Consider the following 18695-nt stretch of genomic DNA (forward strand, 5'->3'; position numbering starts at 1 on the left):
CTTCTCGATCCTGACTGAATGAACGCTATTCAGCCGCGCTGAGCGCGAGAAATCCTCCGGACTGCCGCTCCCAAAGCGCGGCATAAAGCCCGCCGCGTGCCAAAAGGTCACGATGGGTGCCCTCCTCCACGATCATCCCCTTGTCCATGACAACCAGACGGTCCATTGCCGCGATGGTCGACAGGCGGTGGGCGACCGCGAGCGTGGTGCGCCCGTCCATGATTTTGGCAAGGTTCTGCTGGATGGCGATTTCAGCTTCGCTGTCGAGCGCGGACGTCGCCTCATCGAGGATCAGAATGGGGGCATTTTTCAGGAGAACCCGGGCGATGGTGATGCGTTGCCGTTGACCTCCGGACAGTTTGACACCCCGGTCGCCGACATGTGCATCGAGTCCTTCGCGGCCCTTGCTGTCTTTTTGTTCATCGATAAATTCAAGTGCCTCGGCGGCATGCGCAGCAATGCGAATTTCCTCATCATTTGCGCCGGGCTTGCCGTAACGGATGTTATCGCGAATGGATCGGTTCAAGAGGGAGATATCCTGCGTGACAACACCAATTTGGCCGCGCAGCGATGTTTGCGTGACGTCCCTGACGTCCTGTCCGTCGATCCTGATGCTGCCATCTGAAACATCACGCAGGCGCATCAGAAGGGAAATGACCGTGGATTTGCCTGCCCCTGAAAGTCCAACGAGACCGACCCTTTCGCCTGGCTCGATAGACAAATTGAAGGCATTCAGAACAGCCTTGCGGTCCTTGCGATAAGCGAATGAGACGTTGTCAAATCCGATCCTGCCGTCTTCGACTTTCAGTGCGGATGCTTCGGGCCTGTCCTTGATTTCGGGTTGACTGGTCATGATCGGCATCGCGTCCTTGATCGTTCCCAGCGTACTCGTGATCGACTGCCCCACACCGATAAAGCTTGAGGATGCAGCCGAAAGAGCTCGCGTGACGGTCAAGCCCGCAACAAAATCCCCGATCGAAACCCATCCTCCGGTCATACCCCAAAACCCGACTACAACGATGGATAGGATCATCAACACGTTGAGGAAATAGACGCTGCCGTCGGTCAGTATGTAGGCCCTGTTTTCGCTGTGCCTTGTGTCGATCGTTTCCCCGATAACCTTGCGGATGGCGCCCGCCTCTGAATCTTCTGCCGCAAACAGCTTGACCATGGCGATATTCGAATAAACGTCGGTCATCGCGCCCGTGGCCCGGGAGTTCGCCGCCGCAACCTTTGCGGACCGTTGCATATAAGCCGGAACGGCTAACCAGGCGACCAGCGTATTGGCGACAATCCAGACAAACACCGGCAGTGCCAGCGGCCACGACAGTGCAACGAGCAACAAAAGCGACCCGCCGAACTGAATTGCAAGATAAGGGATCCGCTCGATTGCGAGCATCATCTGGCGATGGACCGACATCGTCACTTGCGCGATGCGCGAAGCAACCTGGCCAGCAAACGTGTCTTCGAAAAAGGCCAGATCCTGTGCTTCAACCGCCTTGTGGGCCTGCCAGCGCATTGCCGCCGGCAGAAGAATGCGCACTGTTTGAAAGGCGAATGTCTGGCGCAGCAGGAAAACCAGCGGATCCAGAATAACGAACAGGCCAAAGAACCCAAGCAACGCCCAGCCGTGGTCCGTCAAAAACTGTGGTGCGCCTTGGTCTGTAACGCCGTCGACGACATAGGCAATTGCCCAGATGCCCGCCAGTCCCAGCGCCGATGAAATCATTGCCAAGGCGCTTACGATCAGAAGCTGGCGGCGAAACATCTTGGCAAAATGCCAAACAAGCCTGAGCGGCCCCTGGTCCGGTAGAGGCGTCACTGGCAGATCAAGCGGCTTCAGGTGTGTTTCAAACGGGCGAAAGTATCTGTCGATCAAGCCCGCAAACAATGGCCTGGCGAATGCCACACTTCAAACTCCCGGCGTTGGGGTTGGAGTCAACTCATTCAGAGCCTTCAACGCTATCCTGAGGTCTGATTCTGTACATACAGCGGCGGTCCCCAGATAAAAGATGTTCGATACGCTCAACAACGACTTCTGGCCCGAGCACCTTTTTGAACAAGCTGAGCTCTGACCGGCAAAATCCCTGGCAGGCCGTCGCAGCCGCGCAGATCGAGCAATGATTTTCAACGAGAAGAAAGCCGTCCCGGTCACTGATCGCTTCGGCCATGTAGCCTTCGTGACTTCTCAGATCTGCCAGGATCTCGACTTTATCCTTCAAATCCGAAACATCACTCATGGCCGCGCTGTAGGATTGGCTGGCCTTTGCTTCCCTATGCGCAATGAGGTTTTCCAGTCCGTCTTCACCGTATAGGTCGGTCACGCCGCCAAGCAGGCCCAGTATCAGGTTGGCATGACTGTCTGGAAACTGCTGATGACCTTTCGATGTGAGTTGCCAAACCCGCTTCGGGCGCCCGACGGAGCCCTTTACATCTTCGAAGCCGACCAGATCTTCCTGGTTCAAGCCGTCAAGATGCTGCCTTACGGCGACAGCGGTAACACTCAGATCCTCCGCCAGTTCTCCCGCTGTCTGCGGTCCAGCGGATTTCAGAGCATTCAACAGTCGGGTTCGTGTGCGATCGGCCATGGCGACTATATAGGCGCGTTTCTTTATAAAAAAATAGTTCTCTTTTCTTATTGATGAAGTGGGACCTGAAAAAAAGAAACCGAATTATCAACGCACTGACACCGGCACTGCTTCAGCGAATTGCTGGCGCCACAAACCCCAGCCTGCGTGTGAGACCTGTCCCCACAGGGTCCATTTGCGGCGTTTTCCGCCTTTGCGCCAAGATCACCGGCGCCGAAAACACCTTCAGTGCAGAATTCAACTCGTATTTTCTATTTTCCCGAAATACAATCGGGCTAACAAATTGAGTTGCTTCAGAGACTAAAAGTCGGCGTTCTAACTCTTCTTTTAGCTTCTTCCCTTTAGAAACAAATAAATTTGGAGGGAGTGATGGAAAAGATCAGGGCTTTCCTAAGGTGGATGATGATCGATCCGCGTCATCCCGAAATTGCCCAGGCCCAGTACAACGAGCTGAGAACTCAGATTCCGTCGCTTTACGCGCTGTTGATGGTGAACGCCGTTGCGGTGGCCTATACGCATTACGACGTCGCTCCGGTCTACCTTACCGTCGGCGTTCTCGTCCCGATGCTCATCCTGACGACGGTGCGCATGATTGCCTGGCTCCGCGCCAGCAAGATCACGCTCGGTCCGGACGAGGCGATCCGGAAGATGCGCCAGACCGTTCTGCTCGGCAGTGTGGTTGCGGTCATCTACATTTCGTGGTCGCTGAGCCTTGATGGTTATGGTGGCCCCGAAGAACGCGGGCACATCGCGCTTTTCATTGCAATCACCGTCATCGGCTGCATTTTCTGCCTCATGAACCTGCCTCAGGCTGCGCTCATGGTGATGTTCATCGTGACCGTGCCTTATCTGATTCACTACGTAAGGCAGGATCAGGATGTCTATTTTGCCATTGCGATGAATATCTTTCTGGTTTGTCTGGTGGTTCTGCAGGTGCTGATCAGCGGCTATACCGGCTTTTGCAAACTGGTCAAATCGCAAGCGGACCTTGCAGCCAAGCAGCGTGAGACGGAGCTGTTGAATGCCGAAAACGCACGGCTGGCGCAGACCGATGCGCTCACCGAGCTGCCAAACCGGCGTTACTTTTTCAACCGCGTGGCGACCCTCATAACAAACCGCGAAAAGCAGCAAGGCAAGTTTGCTGTCGGCGTTATCGACCTTGACCGGTTCAAGCCGGTCAATGACACCTATGGTCATAAGGTTGGCGACCAGCTTCTGATGGCAGTCGGTCAAAGATTCAAGGAGCTTGACCTTGATGATATCGAGATTTGCCGGCTCGGCGGGGACGAATTCGGCTTTCTTTATCTCGGCGATCTGGAGAATGCTGAAAAGACCGGCCAGTCGATCTGCGACCTGATCAGCGAACCCTACCGTATTGGCGAAATGACACTCACCGTGGGCGCGTCCTGCGGCATCGCCTTCTACCCTGAGGCCGGCACCACGGCGCACGCGCTTTTCGACCGCTCCGACTACGCGCTTTACAATTCCAAGACAACGTCACGCGGACAAACAACGGTCTATTCGGAAGAACACGAAGCGCGGATCCGTTCGGAACGCGCCATCGAAAATGCCCTGCAGAGTGCGGATCTCGACACGGAATTTCAGGTGTATTTCCAGCCCGTCGTTTCGCTGCCGGACCAGATTGTCGTCGGGTTCGAGGCCCTGGCGAGATGGCACAGCCCGGTGCTGGGCAAAGTCGCGCCGGACAAGTTCATAGCCGTCGCGGAACGCACTGGCCAGATAAACCGTCTGACGTTGTCGCTCTTCGGCAAAGCCATCAAACAGATAAAGGAATTGCCGGGCGACCTGAGTCTTTCCTTCAATCTCTCCGCGCAAGACATTACGTCCGCGCAGACCGTGGATACGCTGCTTGAAGCGATCGAGCAACACAAGGTCAATCCAAGGCTGATCACGTTCGAAATTACGGAAACATCCGTCATCGGCAGCTACGAGGCCGCGGAAGCCTGCCTCAAGACGCTGCGCGGTGCCGGTGTGAAACTGGCTCTGGACGATTTCGGCACCGGCTATTCCAGCCTCGGGTATCTCCACCGCCTGCCAATTGATTGCGTCAAGGTGGATCGAAGCTTCGTTGCCAGCATTCACGAACCTGTCGCAATCGGGGTTATTACCTCTATTGTCAATCTGTGCCGCTCGATGGAAATGCTTTGTGTTGTCGAAGGCGTGGAGGACAGGACCCAGCTTGATCTCTTGAAGGCGCTTCGCTGCAACCTTGTGCAGGGGTATCACTTTGCGCCGCCCATGGCGTTCAGCGAAATTGCCGAAAGTGCAGCGTCAAGCGGTACCATTGCCGGCCTGCCCTTGTCATGCACGGACGGCATGGAACAGTTGCGGCTTTCAAGCGCCTGACGCAACCGGTTTCCAGCACGTTTTGTCCGCTTTTCCGGAGTTCACGCATGGCCGCAGGAACGAAACGGCAAAAGGAGATGCGCAAAGCCCTGCGCATTCTTTTGCCGCGAGTGCCGATGCGCGACGCGGAAGCCATTCTTGCTGGTGCGCTCGCCGGTCACTTGCGTCATCTACCGCCCTCGATTGCCCTCTGGCAGGCTACCACCAGCTACATACGGCATGAGCTGACAGAGTACGACACCCTGCTGGAAGACGGCTATGACCGGGATTCAGCGCGTTTCTTCGTTGTGGACGCCATGAACGACGTCCTTAGCAATTGGGGTTGCAACAAAATCATCGCGGACGCTGACGAAGCGCCCTAATTCATTCTCTCACGGTCGTCTGGCAACCAGATCTATCTCAACGAGCGCATCAACAGCCAGTCCCGTTACGCCTACGCATGTGCGCCCCGGGAGTTTGTCAGCCGGGAAATACGACCGATATGCCTCGTTCATCTCGTGGTAGTCACGCTTGAACTCAGTCAGGTAAACCCTCGCAAAAACGACGTTCTCGAGGCTCAGATCAACTCCGGCCAGAACGAGCTTCAGGTTTTCCATGACACGGCGCGTCTGCGCTGCAACACCTTCCGGCAAAGGGGCTTCCGGATTATCCGGATCAGTCGGCATCTGACCGGTGATGAAGATCCAGCCATCCGTCTCAACGGCATGGGAAAAAGGAGCAACCGGCTGAGGCGCACTGCCGATCATGTGATGGATTGGAAGCATTAAGGTCTCCGGAAAGGTTTGAGCACATTACAGCCAGACTAACTCTTCGTCCGCGGATAAATCCATTGCTCTGGAACATGGGCCGTTACGGTTTCGCCCGGCCTGATCACACCGGGCTTTTCTATATAACCCACCACCCCGCGCAGGCCTCTGGCTACCTTTGGAAACAGAAGGTCCAAGCCCTCGCGTTCCGGATTGTGGCTGCCAATCGCTTCGCCGGAGAACCTGCAAGGTATGTTCTCACCGTCGATGCGGATGACGGCCCCGCCATCGAAAACGAGACGGGTGCGCGCTGGCAACCGCGTCAGGTTCGGGACAGCCGACAGCAAGATGTTGCCGCCTATCCACTCCGGCATCAATTTCGCAATGCCCATCCTTTCGGCAACCAGGACCAGCTCCTCGACGGAAAGTATGGAGACCTGCCTTTCGTTGCACATTTCTGTTCCGCGAGGATACCAGGGTTCCCGTCCCCCCGATCTGCGCGTAAAGCCCGCATGCCGGTCGCCAGGTATTCCTTCAAAGGTCAGCTCAAGGCTTTCAACGGCTGTTGTCTGGAAATCGTCCGTCGAAACAGTTCGCAAGACGCCCTCGACGTTTCCGGACACCTTGAACCGCGCTGTCGTTTGAATCGCGTCAGGCAACAAGGTGAGCTGCTCGGTCATTTGATACTCCTGTCCATCCTGAACAGCGTCTCTAACCGGAAGCTCTCTTCAACGCCAGCAAATCAATTTGATTTACGCATCAAACACCTTGATGGCTCCGCCCGTTTTTCGACGGACGCATGGGCCGGAGTGTGAAACGGACTGGCGAAACGATCGCCAGCCCGGTTGCAACTTTATCGGTTACTGAAGTTTGACTGAACACACCATCCGGGTGTGCTGGGAATTGATCCAGCAGTTGGGCGGCAAGGGTCCGGTCGGGATCGGGTAATAGTAGTAGGTCGGCTGATTGGCGGCATTGGCAATCGCAGCGCCCGTGGCGACGCCTGCAGCATAAGCGCCCGGATGATAGTACGGTCCGTAGGGTCCGTATGGCGGATAATAGGGATGATACGGCGGGTAGTACGGATGATAGGGATGGTGCCACGCCCGGCAACGCGGATCCTGGGGCGAATGATAGCAATAAGGTCCGTAAGGCTCAAAGCCGACCGATCCCGGTGCAGTGGCTGTTGTTCTGCCATGATGATGGTGTGGTTGCCGCGCGCTCCTGTCGATGAACAGAGCCACACCGTTGGCACTCTCGGGAAGTTCGCCACGTAAAACCGTGACCCCGTAAACCATTGATGAGCCTTCCGTCTTCGCGGACGTCAGCTCGACCAGCGCGGGAGCCTTGCCGGTCTCGCTCAAGATAGACACGACCGCGTTGGGTGGATTGCCTTTGAAGCCGTCATCTGTGTTCCAGTAATCGGCAAAGTCTTCATTCGAAATCTGGCCGCCGATCCGGTAAGGCCTGTCGCTGAAATAGAGGACACCGGAATTGGTGCCGGAAAGCGTCAACGACGTGCCGTCAAACGCCATTTCACCGGCTTGTTGAACGAAGTCGTAGGTGGGCGGCGGGGTCGGATCGGCATTGACAGGCTGCGCGGTTTGCGCGCTTGCCGATCCGCCCACCATCGCGGCCATGAGGCCTGCGCCGATGGCGAATCCGCGCGAAAATCTTGCGTAGTTCATTTTTGTGTTCCTCCTACGGGCCAAGCGGGGTGCCCGTTTGCTGACATGCAAACCTTGCACATAGCGCCCGTTCAGATTGTGACATAAAACACAATCTGTGTTGGCAAATGCAGCCGCATAAAGGCCGGGGAATTAAATATCGGCAATGCTCAGCCGTGAGCGGTTTCGCCTGCAAGATCCGACGGTGCGCTCCAGATATGTTCCTGCTGCAAGCCTTCCAGGCACCGGACAACCTTCCGGGCATAGTAGAGTGTCGCCACCCAATCGGTCATCACGCCGATATCGGTTGTGTCGGGAGACGGCATGGCGGCCAGCCACTCCTCCGCCAGGCCTGGAGCAGGTGCGTGCGCCTTGTGTTCCAGCGCAGCGTCGAATTCGTCGAGAACACGTCTATCCATCCGGACGAGCAACTCTTCAACAGCCGCCTGTCCGGGACGTCCTGCGACTTCCCTGCGGACAGCCGAACGCGCCTGCCGGTAGAGGATCACATAATCAGCGAGCACGACGACCAAGACATCCAGATCCCCCCCTGTCCGGGCGCTGGATGCCCATGGAACCTGTTCCGCACGATAGTTTTGCGCCGCATTTATCAGGTTTCGGGCGTCCTTCTTCAGGTCAGAATAGGTTCTTTGATCTGCGTCAGCCTCGTATCTGTCATCTGCCAGATGGTTTCTGCAGGACGTCAGGTAGGCACCCGCCAGCCCCCTTGCGCCAGCTCCGCTGCGTTTTGGAAAGAGCAGCCAGGCGGCTGCGAGACCGGCACCGGCACCGATCATCGTGTCATAGAGGCGCGCCCAGAATTCGGAAACAGGCAACCCGGTCAGCGCTTCCAGTCCGATGAGCACAAGAAAGCTGATAAACCCCACCGCAATGCCATAGTTCCTTTCAAAGAGGATAATGACCGGCGGTAGCAGGGCAACGATCAAAATGAGCCTGAACTCCGGCAGCTGCGAAAGCACGGGCTCCAGCAGCAGGGCGACGACAAAACCGACGACAGTCCCGAGCGTCCGTTGCAGTGTCTTCTGGATAGTTGCGCCGAGGCTGCTGCACAGCACCACAATGACAGTCAACGTAATCCAGTAGGCGTGACTGAGATGCAGATAATGACCTATTCCGTATCCTGCAGACGCTGCGACGCTTGCCTGCAGGGCTAGTCTCCACGAAACCCGGTGCCAGGCACCAGACCGGCCTTCCGATGGTGATGACGGGTGTTTGGCGAGCTCGATTGGGGCGTCGCCATCCGCTAATTGCCTCATTCGGTTGAAAGCCTGTGCAATTCTGAGCACCTGAAACACGTCCTGCTTGCGCAGCTGTCCTTCCTTGCGCGCCCAGGTCAGGTCCGGCGGCTTCACTGCTCCTTCCGCCTCGCCGGTCCTAACAAGGCCAACAAGGTTTTCAAGTGCGTCCAGATAATTCCTGTCTGCGATCAAAGTGTTGCGAGCGACTTCAGGAAGGGCTTCAACCGCGTTGCGGACGACCTCAAGGGCAAGTCGGATCATCGCGGCGGCCTCCGGAGACAGGGCCCTGACGTTGCTCTCCTCGCCGGCAAGCGCGACCGCGAGCTCAAGTTCTGCACGAAGACCAGCCAGGTCGTGCAGAGCAGCCCTGCTTTCCTTTTCACTGCGCATGCACCCTCTTGCCGAAAGGTCGAGATATTCCGCTAGGGCCTTGCGGTTTGCTGCTTCCACCCGTTGAATCGTGCGGCTTGCGGAGGGCCGCCACAGACCAATCCGCACGCATACGGCAATAGAGACGCCCAAAAATGTCATCACCGGCAACCAGATGCCAAGTGAATGGGGCGTACTCGACATGATGACGAAGAGCCAGAAAATCGAGATCATGCGGCCGGTCCGCAGCCAGAAAGGCCCCAGTCCGTCCAACCCGAACCCGAGCGCGATCACAGCAATCCAGATGGTCTGGAGTACAATCGGCGCCGATGCACCGGCCTGCGTGCCAATAAACGCTCCGATACCGGTCAGGAGCGTCAACACGGCTCCAAAACGCACAAGTTCGCCGAGTTCGCGTTTTCTGGTGGAAATGGGTGTGAACAAGAGCACATGGGCCGCCGCGGCGGCACAAACGACGGCCAGCGCAAAGCCTGGCACGCTGTGCAAAAAGGCTGCCAGGTGATCTGCAAGAACGGCGGCCAGAAGAACTGCGACCGTCAGGTGGATGCCGCGCACAAGGCGCAATGCGCCAGGGTCGTAACGTTGGATACGGGAAATCACACGCGGGAACTGCTGAAGCATAGGCTGAACGTCAATCGCACCGAATAAGGTTCTGATTTCGTTATTTCACGCAATTTCCCGCGTTTCCAGAGCTGTCAGTGAGCTTCTGGTTGAAAGGACGCAAGGCAAGCTCAGTGAAGATATTTGCTGCGACTGAAGCGTTGAAAGGCCGCCATCCCATCGAAAGCTGTAATCAGCAGCCAGGCGGCGGCCGGTACTGGTATCACTGTCGCTTCCCAAGTCGCATATACAACACGATCATCACCGCTTGTCGAAAGAGCGCTCAGCCACTCGGTACGGGCGATACCATCTGTTATCGAGATGCTGGTGTCATCGCGATTTCTGACCAGACTTACGAATGAAATACCCGGCCCGCCAGGTGCGATTTCAAAAGGTGTAATTACAAAGCAAAACAAAGCGAGCGAACACCCGGAAGTCAGTTCAGGCGAGGAATCGAAATTGCCTTGCGGGCCGTCAACAAAGACCTGATCGTGCAAAGCTTGCGATGCTTGAGGAACCGTTGCCGGATCCGCGAATGGAAAATCAGAATTTGAATCGCAGCCGCCAATGAGTTCGTTGCAGCCACCTTCCCTGAAACTGACATCATACAACACGCCCCCGACATCAACTCCAGAGGCGCCTGTCAGCTGGCCGGAAAGATCTACATTCAGAACAACGGAGTGAGCAGCATTTTCCCCGAACAAAAATAGTAAAACAGCAAATAAAGAGCTTTTTATTTTCAGCCACTTAAGTTAACAGACTGAAAAACAACTACGTTAAGCAAAAAAGAAGAGTAACTTTCCTAAGTATACATCAAACACCTTTTCTTCTCAACAAAACCAGTACCGCTTTGCTCTCCTTCCAGGGCGTCGGGTTCAGATGCTTTTCTCTTTTGTGCCACCTATTCCTTCAGGTGGACTTGAGAGGCATACAGCTAGGGGCATCCCTCCAGTGTCTCCAAAGGACAGGCGGACGCTCTTGAAAACCCTTAATCTCACTGCAGCGACGATTGGCACGATCGTGCCCGGACTTTTTTGATGGCTTCTTTTCAGATGCGGGCATAGACCGCGCGTGATGCACGGGAAACCGTCATTCGCGGCCGGTGGCTGACAATCCCGGCCACCCGGATCATTGGCCTTTCACCCGCTTTGCCGCTCTACAAGTGGTTCAAAGAAAGCACACATGAGTTCCGCGCAGCAACGGGACCGTCTGGCCCTGTTGCTGCGCGACATCGGAATCGGGTCTGATGGACGGTCACACCGTCTCATCGCAGGCAAACACTCAGATAACGCCATCGAAATTCGTGTTATTGTTCTGCCCCAAGGCCGTCCTGTTCGCACGCACAAGCGTCGCCAACTCGTTCAAGGTCAGCGTCTGGATGGCTCTTGTGCCGAGCAATTGCCTGGCGACTTCGTCGGCCTTCAAAAAGATCGGGTTCAAACCCAGGGTCGGGTCGGATGTCAAAGGATCCACCTGAGGTCCACCTGTCAGAATGTGATGAAATGTGCCCTGCGCGACGTGCGCGATGGTTTCCGACTTGTCCCGCGAGAAGGGTGCGCCGGCCGGATCGCTGCCGAATGCGCGAATGTCGCAAAACGCATGCGTCGCTTCGTGAACCACCACGGCCCTGTCGCTGTCTGTATTTATGCGCGAAGATGACATGACAAATGTATTTGCTCCGACCAGCACCTCACCTGTCACTCTATTCAGTGCGTCGCGCGCGAAATAGACTGCAGATACATTGGCCGGCAAAGCGTGCTGTTCGGCGGTAACCTCGCCCCTTTTCATGGCGTCACGCACTTCATCAAAACTGGTTTTGTTGATGTGCGTTCCCTGCACGATGAAATTCACCTCAGCCAGGCGCGGGTGTTCCAGAACATTGATGATGGCCTGGGCGAGGTTCGAGTCTGAATCCGTGAGATCGCCTGATGTTGGAATTCGCGCCAGTGTCACAGGCGTGCGCAGCAGCCTGTCGAACACACCCATTGTCTGCTCGCCGACAATGCCGTCGACATCGAAGTCGGGGTCGGTTGCGCGCTGCTTACGCTGAAATTCGATCACCGCGTTTTTGGTCTCATTTCCAAAATCGCCATCAGGTGAACCATGTTTGGCCGTGGATTTTGGCAACGGATGGCTCAGGTCGATCAAGGCCTGCTGCACGTGACGGACATAAAGTCCGTTGTCGCCATGTTTCATCGGCGGATTATTGTCTGCAGTCTGCTGCAACCGCATGTTCCAGTTGAAGCGGGGAGACGTCAATCGCATTGCTCTGTCCCTTCTTGCTACCGGTTGCGGAAGACGGCGGAAGTCCGAAGCGCAAAAACTCAGCACCCCTCCACGCGAGTATGGAGGGCATCCTTTCTATGCTCCGCAGGACCAGACCCAAGTTCAGTTCCGGCAGTAAAAATCAATATATGTCCAAGTACCCAGCCAGCTACCAAGCCGGAATTACTGTCGCTTCCAGAAAAATTCTAACGAGCGATTAGCTCTGATGTGGTGTTTCTCAATCGGTTTTTCCAAATGCTTTTGGTATCAAGTGTATCATCCCAGTAACCGGCCCGTAACTGGCTGCAACAGCGTGTCATCTTCGACTGCCGTTAGTGACACGAAAACAAACTGGTCTTTGACTTCTTCGGCCAACTCTCCAGAAGACTTTGTCCGCTCCCGGAATATTCGTGTTTATCCAGAACTTCGCTTCGGTACCGTGCCTGTGGGCCAAAACATCTGCCCCGAAAGAGATCCAGAGAAGCGCTGAGAGGAAATCCCGAGCAATTCCTGAACAAATTCCGAGGTCGACCAAGTGGCCGGATATGAGAGGAAGGATGTCCGTCTTTGTCCGCAAATTTCGAGAGAGCAACTGTCCACTCTTCACCTGTTCCAGAAGGTTGTCGCTAAGGGATAGTTGTCACTTGAGCAAGCCGCCCATCCTTCCAGGCGGCGCTTTACGCTTCCACAGGATGAGGTTCTCCAAGGCGCGGCTGAATGCCCACCTTCGTCATTCCGGCCAAGCACAGCGAAAACCGGAACCGGAGAGCCCCGGCTCCTCAAGGAGAAAGAAGCGCTTCCGGCTCTCCGATCCCGGATCTTCCTCTGGACGTCCGGGATGACGGCATGAAAAAGGCGGCCTCTGGGACCGCCTCTCCAACTCTGGTTCCTTGCGACACTCAGCGCGTCAGCGGCTTGTACTTGATCCGGCGCGGGTCGGCGGCGTGGGCGCCGAGGCGGCGGACCTTGTCTTTTTCATAGTCTTCGAAGTTGCCTTCGAACCATTCCACGTGGCTGTCGCCTTCAAAAGCAAGCATGTGCGTTGCCAGACGGTCGAGGAACATACGGTCGTGCGAGATGACCACGGCGCAGCCGGCATAGTTTTCCAATGCATCTTCCAGAGCTGCCAGCGTCTCGGTATCGAGGTCGTTGGTCGGCTCGTCGAGCAGGAGAACGTTGGCGCCTTTTTTCAGGACCTTCGCCAGATGCACGCGGTTGCGCTGACCACCGGAGAGGTCACCGACCTTGGCCTGCTGAGCCGGGCCCTTGAAGTTGAAGGACGAGCAATAGGCGCGGGAGTTGATTTCCTTGTCATCGAGATAGATCACCTCGGCGCCGCCGGAGATTTCTTCCCAGACGGTCTTGTCCGGGTCGAGCGCATCGCGCGACTGGTCGACATAACCGAGCTGGACGCTGTCGCCGATGGTGACATTGCCGCCATCCGGCTTTTCCTGCCCCGTCAGCATCTTGAAGAGGGTCGACTTTCCGGCACCGTTCGGACCGATCACTCCGACAATGCCACCGCGCGGCAGCTTGAAGGACAGATCCTCGATCAGAAGACGGTCGCCGAAGCCTTTGGAAACACCTTCCAGGTCGATGACGTTGGCACCGAGGCGCTCGCCAACCGGAATGAGGATCTGCTCGATGGTCGGCTGACGCTCTTCCTGCATGGCGACAAGGTCCTGGTAGGCGCGGATACGCGCCTTGGACTTTGTCTGGCGGCCCTTCGGCGACATGCCCATCCATTCGCGCTCGCGGGAAATCGCCCTCGAGCGGGCCATGTTCTCGCGGCCTTCCTGCTCCATGCGCTTGGTCTTCTTTTCCAGATAGACCGAGTAGTTGCCTTCGTAGGGAATGCCGCGTCCGCGATCGAGCTCCAGGATCCAGCCGGTGACATTGTCGAGGAAGTAGCGATCGTGGGTGATGATCAGAACGGAGCCTTTGAACTCGCGCAGGTGCCGTTCCAGCCAGTGAACGGTTTCAGCATCCAGGTGGTTGGTCGGCTCGTCGAGCAGCAGAAGATCCGGTTCGGACAGGAGCAGCTTGCAGAGCGCGACACGGCGGCGCTCACCACCGGAGAGGCTTTCGACACCGCTGTCGGACGGCGGGCAGCGCAGCGCTTCCATCGCCATTTCGACCTGGCTTTCCAGGTTCCACAGATCCTGGGCGTCAATCTCGTCCTGAAGCGACGCGGCTTCATCGGCGGTTTCGTCCGAATAATCCATCATCAGCTCGTTGTAGCGGTCGAGCTTGGCCTGCTTGTGGGCGACGCCTTCCATGATGTTTTCCATGACCGTCTTGGAATTGTCGAGCTGCGGCTCCTGAGGCAGGTAGCCGACTTTCGCGCCTTCCGCGGCCCAGGCTTCGCCGGAATATTCCTTGTCGATGCCTGCCATGATCTTCAAAAGCGTCGACTTACCGGCACCGTTCGGGCCCAGGATACCGATCTTGGCGTCCGGGTAGAAGGAGAGGTGAATGTTGTCGAGGACTTTCTTGTCGTTATAGGCCTTGGAGAGGCCGTGCATATGATAGATGAACTGGCGCGCCATGGGGCTCCGCTTCTCCACTTTCGAAAACTGACGGGATTCTTAGGAATTCTGCCGCGTCTTTTATGCGAAATGTAGGCCGGGGGCAATGGGGGTGTTTCATGATAGGCACCATTGAAAAAAGCATGGTCGCCGGGTCGCCGAATGGGAGAACGGACCGGCCCATTCTTGGCGGGCTTCAATGCGAGCTGTGGGGGACCCAACTGCGCGCTGCCGAACGCGCTCCGTTCTGCACTTTTCTACCCTGACGTGTTGACAGTTGCGTCTTCCCAACGTTCATTTCAGGTCAACCAAAACAACGTTTTGTATGAGGAGCAGATCCATGCATGGCGCGAAGCTGATCAGATGTCTTCTGGCTGTTTCAACATTCTTGTTTCTGACCGGGAACGCGCACGCAGTCGAGATCGAAAGGGCGGAATTCGTGGTGGGTATTGCCGAAGGTGACTTCGAACCAGTCTATTACCGCGCAGACAAGGTCCCTCTTCTTCCTGATCGAGCGTGTTTTGGCTGGCGCATCAAGATTGCTGGCGACGAAACGCTCATCCATACGAAGGAAATCCTCACCTTGCCGGAGCAACCGGTCTATTGGTCTGGCGAGGACGATGCGTATGACACCTCCCGGATTTCCGAAGACCGTACAACGGCAATCACCGAAGAATATCGCGCGGTCAAGGATGGATGGGTCGAAAACTACTGGTGCGTTTCGGAAGGCGACCCAACCGGCGAATGTTCGATAGAAGTCTTTTTCGGAGACTTGCAGGCCGGCAGGTTCGATTTTCAGATTATCTCTGTGAACTGAAGTCTTCGCAGCCACCACATACCCTTCCCGCTATTCGGCCGTGAGCGATCGCAGCCAGCCCGTTTTCAGCATCGGTTCTGCGCGGTGCTTTTCATTCACGCTCAAACCCGGCCTTGCGTCGAGCGTTTCCGGCGTCTCGACGTCCCAGGCCAGGCTGATACTCTCCAGTCCCCTCACCAGCCACCAGCCGAGGTCTGTCTGGCCGGGCAGAAACCCGAGCTTTGCGGATTTCGGGAAGGCGTGGTGGTTTTCGTGAAAGGCTTCGCCGAAGGTAACCAGGCCGAGGCGTGGAAGATTATAGCCCTGAACGCAGGCGCCCTTGACAAAAAGCAGATGATCCTTCGGCTGATGCGCATAGTAGCCAAAGAGCCAGTGACCGATCAGCGACACGGAGACCCTGCAGCAAATACCCCAGACAACAAACGGCAGACCGCCGAGCAGATAAAGTGGCACGGCGATCACAAGCTGCTGCGCCATCCACGTCTTTTCAACGCGCCGATAGAATGGATCTTCGGCAATTTCCGGCTCAATCTCAAAACGCGGCTCCTGCCTCAGATCAATGCCACAGCACAGCTGCCAATAGGCGTCTTTCCAGAAGCCTGCACGGTGCGCGAAGAAGTCATGGCAGTCGGCCTGGCGCTGACCCCAGTCACGGAAGTCATGCAGGCGGATCATTCCGAAGGGGCCGGCCATGCCGACCAGAACACCGAGATAGACCAGCAGTCTCTCAACCCATGGGACGGCTTTGAAGGACCGGTGGATCAACAGCCGGTGCATGCCAACCGAATGGCCGCCGCAGATGGTAGCAGCGGTCAGCACGACAAAGACACCAAATGCAGCCCAGGAGAAGGTTAGAGGCCCGCCGATCAGCGCAACTGCCGTCATGCCAACGATCCAGGCCGTCTTGGCCGGACGCAGGACAACGCGGCCTTCAACGGGATTAGCGCCGCCTTCAGAAAAAACGCGTTCGGTGGATATCGGTTGCGGAGCCGCAGTGCAGATCTCAGGCATGCTTGTTCCTTCCCTGCCCATCGGGGCACAGATCATCTCGTCATCCGCACCTGCGCACGGAAGCGAAAAAAGTTGTAAATCCGCCCGCTGAAACCAGCGGGCTCTTGCCTTTGGAAAGGACGTCCACTATTTAGGCAGTAAGCTAATTACCATCAATTATATAATTAGGCAACTACCTAATTATTCGATGATTAACGCGCGTGGCAGGAGAACAGTCAGACATGAGTGATTATTCGGATCTGCAAAACACCGCAGAAACAGGTGGCATTCAGAAAATCTTCGAAGCCCTGGCCTCTGCCCCCCGGCGCAAAATCCTGGCCTATCTTTCCCATAGCTCGCTGACTGCCGGAGAGATCGCGGAGCGGTTCGAGATGTCAAAACCCTCGATCTCGCAGCACCTGAGCGTTCTGGAAGGAGCGGGCCTGGTGCAAAAGGAAAAGCGTGGTCAGTATGTGCACTACTCGATTGTGCAGGAAAGCCTGACCAACACGCTCAACAGCTATGTGCAGGAAGTCTGTCCCGTCTCGCGTCCGCTCAAGAAGGAGAGCGCGTCGATCGGAAAAGGGAAAATTTCAGAGTAGAACTGACAAGTTCAGAACACGGCTTCCGGAATTTCTTCCTACTGTCGAAGTACTTAGAGATTGGTCTAAGTGATTTGGTTTTTTAATCTTTAGTCGCTTCGAGAATTTTCCGAAGTGTGGCCGCAGTAACATTTAGCTGCTTAGCAATCTTGCGTTTACTTAATCCACTCTGTAGTAGTTTTCTTGCTTCGTCTGCCCGCTCGGGTGTAACTTTCGTATGTCCACCGATCTTCTTTTTTGTAGACTTTGCAAATTCTACTAGTGCTTTCGCGTCAGGATTCGCCTCAGTATCGATGAGATAATCTTCCAACCAAAGTGACCATCTTCTTAGCGCGTTACCTCGACGTTTTCTTGTCCCTGCATTTGTCCAATTTCTGCCAAGCTTTAAAGAAACTGCATCTGCGATCTCGGAGACTGATGCTTTAGAGTTTGCGAGCAATACAGCCCTTGTAACCTTCATACTAGGTGCATTACTCGCTGTGTGCCGAACAACTCTCACAACATCTTTGTATTGATCAGAGGTGGAAATTGTATTTCCTTTGTACCTTTGAACTAATTTAAGTGCTGATAGATCACGAATGGTATTGTCGCCAAATCGTTCAGACAAAAGGTCTTTACTAACTGGTTCGGAGTTTACAAGTAACTTAAGGGCGTTAACTGCATCAATTGGCGACCCCCTTGGTAGAAACTCGCTGTTACCTCGAATACTTGCTGAGCTTACATTAAAGCCAGGTTCTGGCGGAATTAAATGTTTCGGAACACCTAGCGCAACCAATGCTGCTTCTTCCTGACCATCCTCGGCATCCAAGAATGAATAAATTGACTTTGACGGAAGCTGAAGGCTGACGCGGCCTTCCGAAGGTACAGAGAGTGCTTCGTCACTTTCTGGCTTCACAATTATTGCAGTCGTAGCGAGTGTAGCTTGCAGTTTGTCATCGGATTTCTGCAACCCTAGGAGCGATAAGTGTTTGATTAAGATATCGAAAAGAACTTTCTTTCTGTGATTTTCAGAGGTCAGTAGCTTTCCAACAGCTGAAGCGATGGGGCTCTTGCCTTTTTCATAACGTGTGCCCTCAAATGTTATCCAATCTTCGCGAACCCTAACGCAAACAGCAACCCCGGTCGCCCTGTCGGTATGCTTGGGAACTGCCCGCCATAGCGCAACCTCAGGAAGCTCTACTCCATCTAAAGTCTGTCCACCCTGATACACGCGTACAGTTCTATCGGAAATCAGATCCCAACCACTTCTTATTTTTTTCGCTTCGATAATTTGTTTCGAAACACTTTGCTGTCCTAATTCTCTTTTGAATGCCCCCGAGAGCGACAAACCTGCCTTTTCTTCGCTTAGACTGACTTTTCCGCTTGTATTTCCACCTGTATTTTTATGCTCTGATACTTCCTCGATGCTCTTGTGCGTAATTTCTGAAAGCTGAGTACTCGGTATACTTAGCACAACAAGATCACTTGAAAATCCTTCAACAACAACCTCTGCCTTTTGTATAGAAATCTTTGTGCTGAGTTCTAAGTCTTCAACTGAGATTAAAACTCTCTCAGTTCCAAAAAATGCTGATACGCGCAGATCATAGCCGTCATTGTAATAATTGCTTGTGGTCCACAACCTGACAGATGCGACATGCTCATCCAAACACCTTGGGACAAAAAAATCGTCGTCGCGAACTAAGATTACCTGATCTTGGATGCCATTTGCATTTTCTTCGCTCATTTGCCCACTGTAATCTATGGTTGCGTCACGAGCCAATATCCTATTTTGGTCCAACAACCTCAATTGAAAACCCAACCTTGCGGGCGATTGAAAATACTCTTTTCACTGTTCGTTCCAACATATATCGTCTGCCCAGCCTCACCACTCCCCTTC

15 protein-coding genes and 1 pseudogene are annotated in these 18695 nt (G+C 55.1%); 5 read left to right on the top strand and 11 right to left on the bottom strand.

Features of this window, described 5'->3' with window-relative positions; translation table 11 throughout:
• Positions 1 to 25: 25 nt before the first annotated feature.
• Both Q0915_RS13900 and Q0915_RS13905 read right to left on the bottom strand, forming a co-directional pair.
• Positions 26 to 1909 (bottom strand): ABC transporter ATP-binding protein, encoded by a 1884-nt coding sequence (locus Q0915_RS13900; RefSeq protein ID WP_299472123.1) that lies wholly within the window; start codon positions 1907 to 1909, stop codon positions 26 to 28.
• A 34-nt stretch (positions 1910 to 1943) separates the two neighbouring features.
• On the bottom strand, positions 1944 to 2588 hold the full coding sequence (locus tag Q0915_RS13905; RefSeq protein ID WP_299472124.1) for a metalloregulator ArsR/SmtB family transcription factor: 645 nt from the start codon (positions 2586 to 2588) through the stop codon (positions 1944 to 1946).
• Between the two features lie 369 nt (positions 2589 to 2957).
• Here Q0915_RS13905 and Q0915_RS13910 point away from each other — a divergent pair, with 369 nt between their 5' ends.
• Positions 2958 to 4955 (top strand): EAL domain-containing protein, encoded by a 1998-nt coding sequence (locus Q0915_RS13910; RefSeq protein WP_299472125.1) that lies wholly within the window; start codon positions 2958 to 2960, stop codon positions 4953 to 4955.
• A gap of 47 nt (positions 4956 to 5002) precedes the next feature.
• On the top strand, positions 5003 to 5317 hold the full coding sequence (locus tag Q0915_RS13915) for a DUF2293 domain-containing protein (protein WP_299472126.1): 315 nt from the start codon (positions 5003 to 5005) through the stop codon (positions 5315 to 5317).
• 9 nt (positions 5318 to 5326) lie between these two features.
• Here Q0915_RS13915 and Q0915_RS13920 read toward each other — a convergent pair whose 3' ends face one another.
• The 5 genes from Q0915_RS13920 to Q0915_RS13940 form a co-directional block, all read right to left on the bottom strand.
• A complete protein-coding gene (locus Q0915_RS13920; RefSeq protein ID WP_299472127.1) occupies positions 5327 to 5719 on the bottom strand; it encodes a RidA family protein in 393 nt (130 codons plus the stop codon).
• 38 nt (positions 5720 to 5757) lie between these two features.
• Positions 5758 to 6381 (bottom strand): molybdenum cofactor sulfurase, encoded by a 624-nt coding sequence (locus Q0915_RS13925; RefSeq protein WP_299472128.1) that lies wholly within the window; start codon positions 6379 to 6381, stop codon positions 5758 to 5760.
• Positions 6382 to 6561: 180 nt separating this feature from the next.
• Positions 6562 to 7389 carry a hypothetical protein gene (locus Q0915_RS13930; RefSeq protein WP_299472129.1) on the bottom strand — a complete coding sequence of 276 codons (828 nt, stop codon included), beginning with the start codon at positions 7387 to 7389 and terminating at the stop codon, positions 6562 to 6564.
• 149 nt (positions 7390 to 7538) lie between these two features.
• Positions 7539 to 9638 (bottom strand): FUSC family protein, encoded by a 2100-nt coding sequence (locus tag Q0915_RS13935; RefSeq protein ID WP_299472130.1) that lies wholly within the window; start codon positions 9636 to 9638, stop codon positions 7539 to 7541.
• 110 nt (positions 9639 to 9748) lie between these two features.
• Complete coding sequence (locus tag Q0915_RS13940; RefSeq protein WP_299472131.1) at positions 9749 to 10114, bottom strand: VPLPA-CTERM sorting domain-containing protein; 366 nt, start codon at positions 10112 to 10114, stop codon at positions 9749 to 9751.
• Positions 10115 to 10699: 585 nt separating this feature from the next.
• On the opposite strand from Q0915_RS13940, the pseudogene Q0915_RS32100 reads away from it, so the two are divergent.
• Positions 10700 to 10864 (top strand): annotated as a pseudogene (locus tag Q0915_RS32100) (hypothetical protein); the annotation flags it as partial.
• A gap of 34 nt (positions 10865 to 10898) precedes the next feature.
• On the opposite strand, the gene Q0915_RS13945 reads toward Q0915_RS32100, so the two are convergent.
• Both Q0915_RS13945 and ettA read right to left on the bottom strand, forming a co-directional pair.
• The gene (locus tag Q0915_RS13945; protein ID WP_299472132.1) at positions 10899 to 11882 is read right to left on the bottom strand and encodes a peptidoglycan-binding domain-containing protein; all 984 of its coding nucleotides are present in this window, start codon (positions 11880 to 11882) and stop codon (positions 10899 to 10901) included.
• An 899-nt stretch (positions 11883 to 12781) separates the two neighbouring features.
• Positions 12782 to 14431 carry an energy-dependent translational throttle protein EttA gene (gene ettA, locus Q0915_RS13950; protein WP_299472133.1) on the bottom strand — a complete coding sequence of 550 codons (1650 nt, stop codon included), beginning with the start codon at positions 14429 to 14431 and terminating at the stop codon, positions 12782 to 12784.
• Positions 14432 to 14750: 319 nt separating this feature from the next.
• Between ettA and Q0915_RS13955 the strand changes: the two genes are divergently transcribed.
• The gene (locus tag Q0915_RS13955) at positions 14751 to 15227 is read left to right on the top strand and encodes a hypothetical protein (protein ID WP_299472134.1); all 477 of its coding nucleotides are present in this window, start codon (positions 14751 to 14753) and stop codon (positions 15225 to 15227) included.
• A gap of 30 nt (positions 15228 to 15257) precedes the next feature.
• On the opposite strand, the gene Q0915_RS13960 is transcribed toward Q0915_RS13955, so the two are convergent.
• Positions 15258 to 16238, bottom strand: coding sequence for an acyl-CoA desaturase (locus Q0915_RS13960; RefSeq protein ID WP_299472135.1), 981 nt, complete (start codon positions 16236 to 16238; stop codon positions 15258 to 15260).
• A gap of 221 nt (positions 16239 to 16459) precedes the next feature.
• Here Q0915_RS13960 and Q0915_RS13965 point away from each other — a divergent pair, with 221 nt between their 5' ends.
• A complete protein-coding gene (locus Q0915_RS13965; protein WP_299472136.1) occupies positions 16460 to 16819 on the top strand; it encodes a metalloregulator ArsR/SmtB family transcription factor in 360 nt (119 codons plus the stop codon).
• 82 nt (positions 16820 to 16901) lie between these two features.
• On the opposite strand, the gene Q0915_RS13970 is transcribed toward Q0915_RS13965, so the two are convergent.
• Positions 16902 to 18542, bottom strand: coding sequence for a helix-turn-helix domain-containing protein (locus tag Q0915_RS13970; RefSeq protein WP_299472137.1), 1641 nt, complete (start codon positions 18540 to 18542; stop codon positions 16902 to 16904).
• Positions 18543 to 18695: the final 153 nt, after the last annotated feature.

It is taken from the genome of uncultured Roseibium sp., from assembly GCF_947494555.1.
In the GTDB taxonomy this organism is placed as follows: Bacteria; Pseudomonadota; Alphaproteobacteria; order Rhizobiales; family Stappiaceae; genus Roseibium.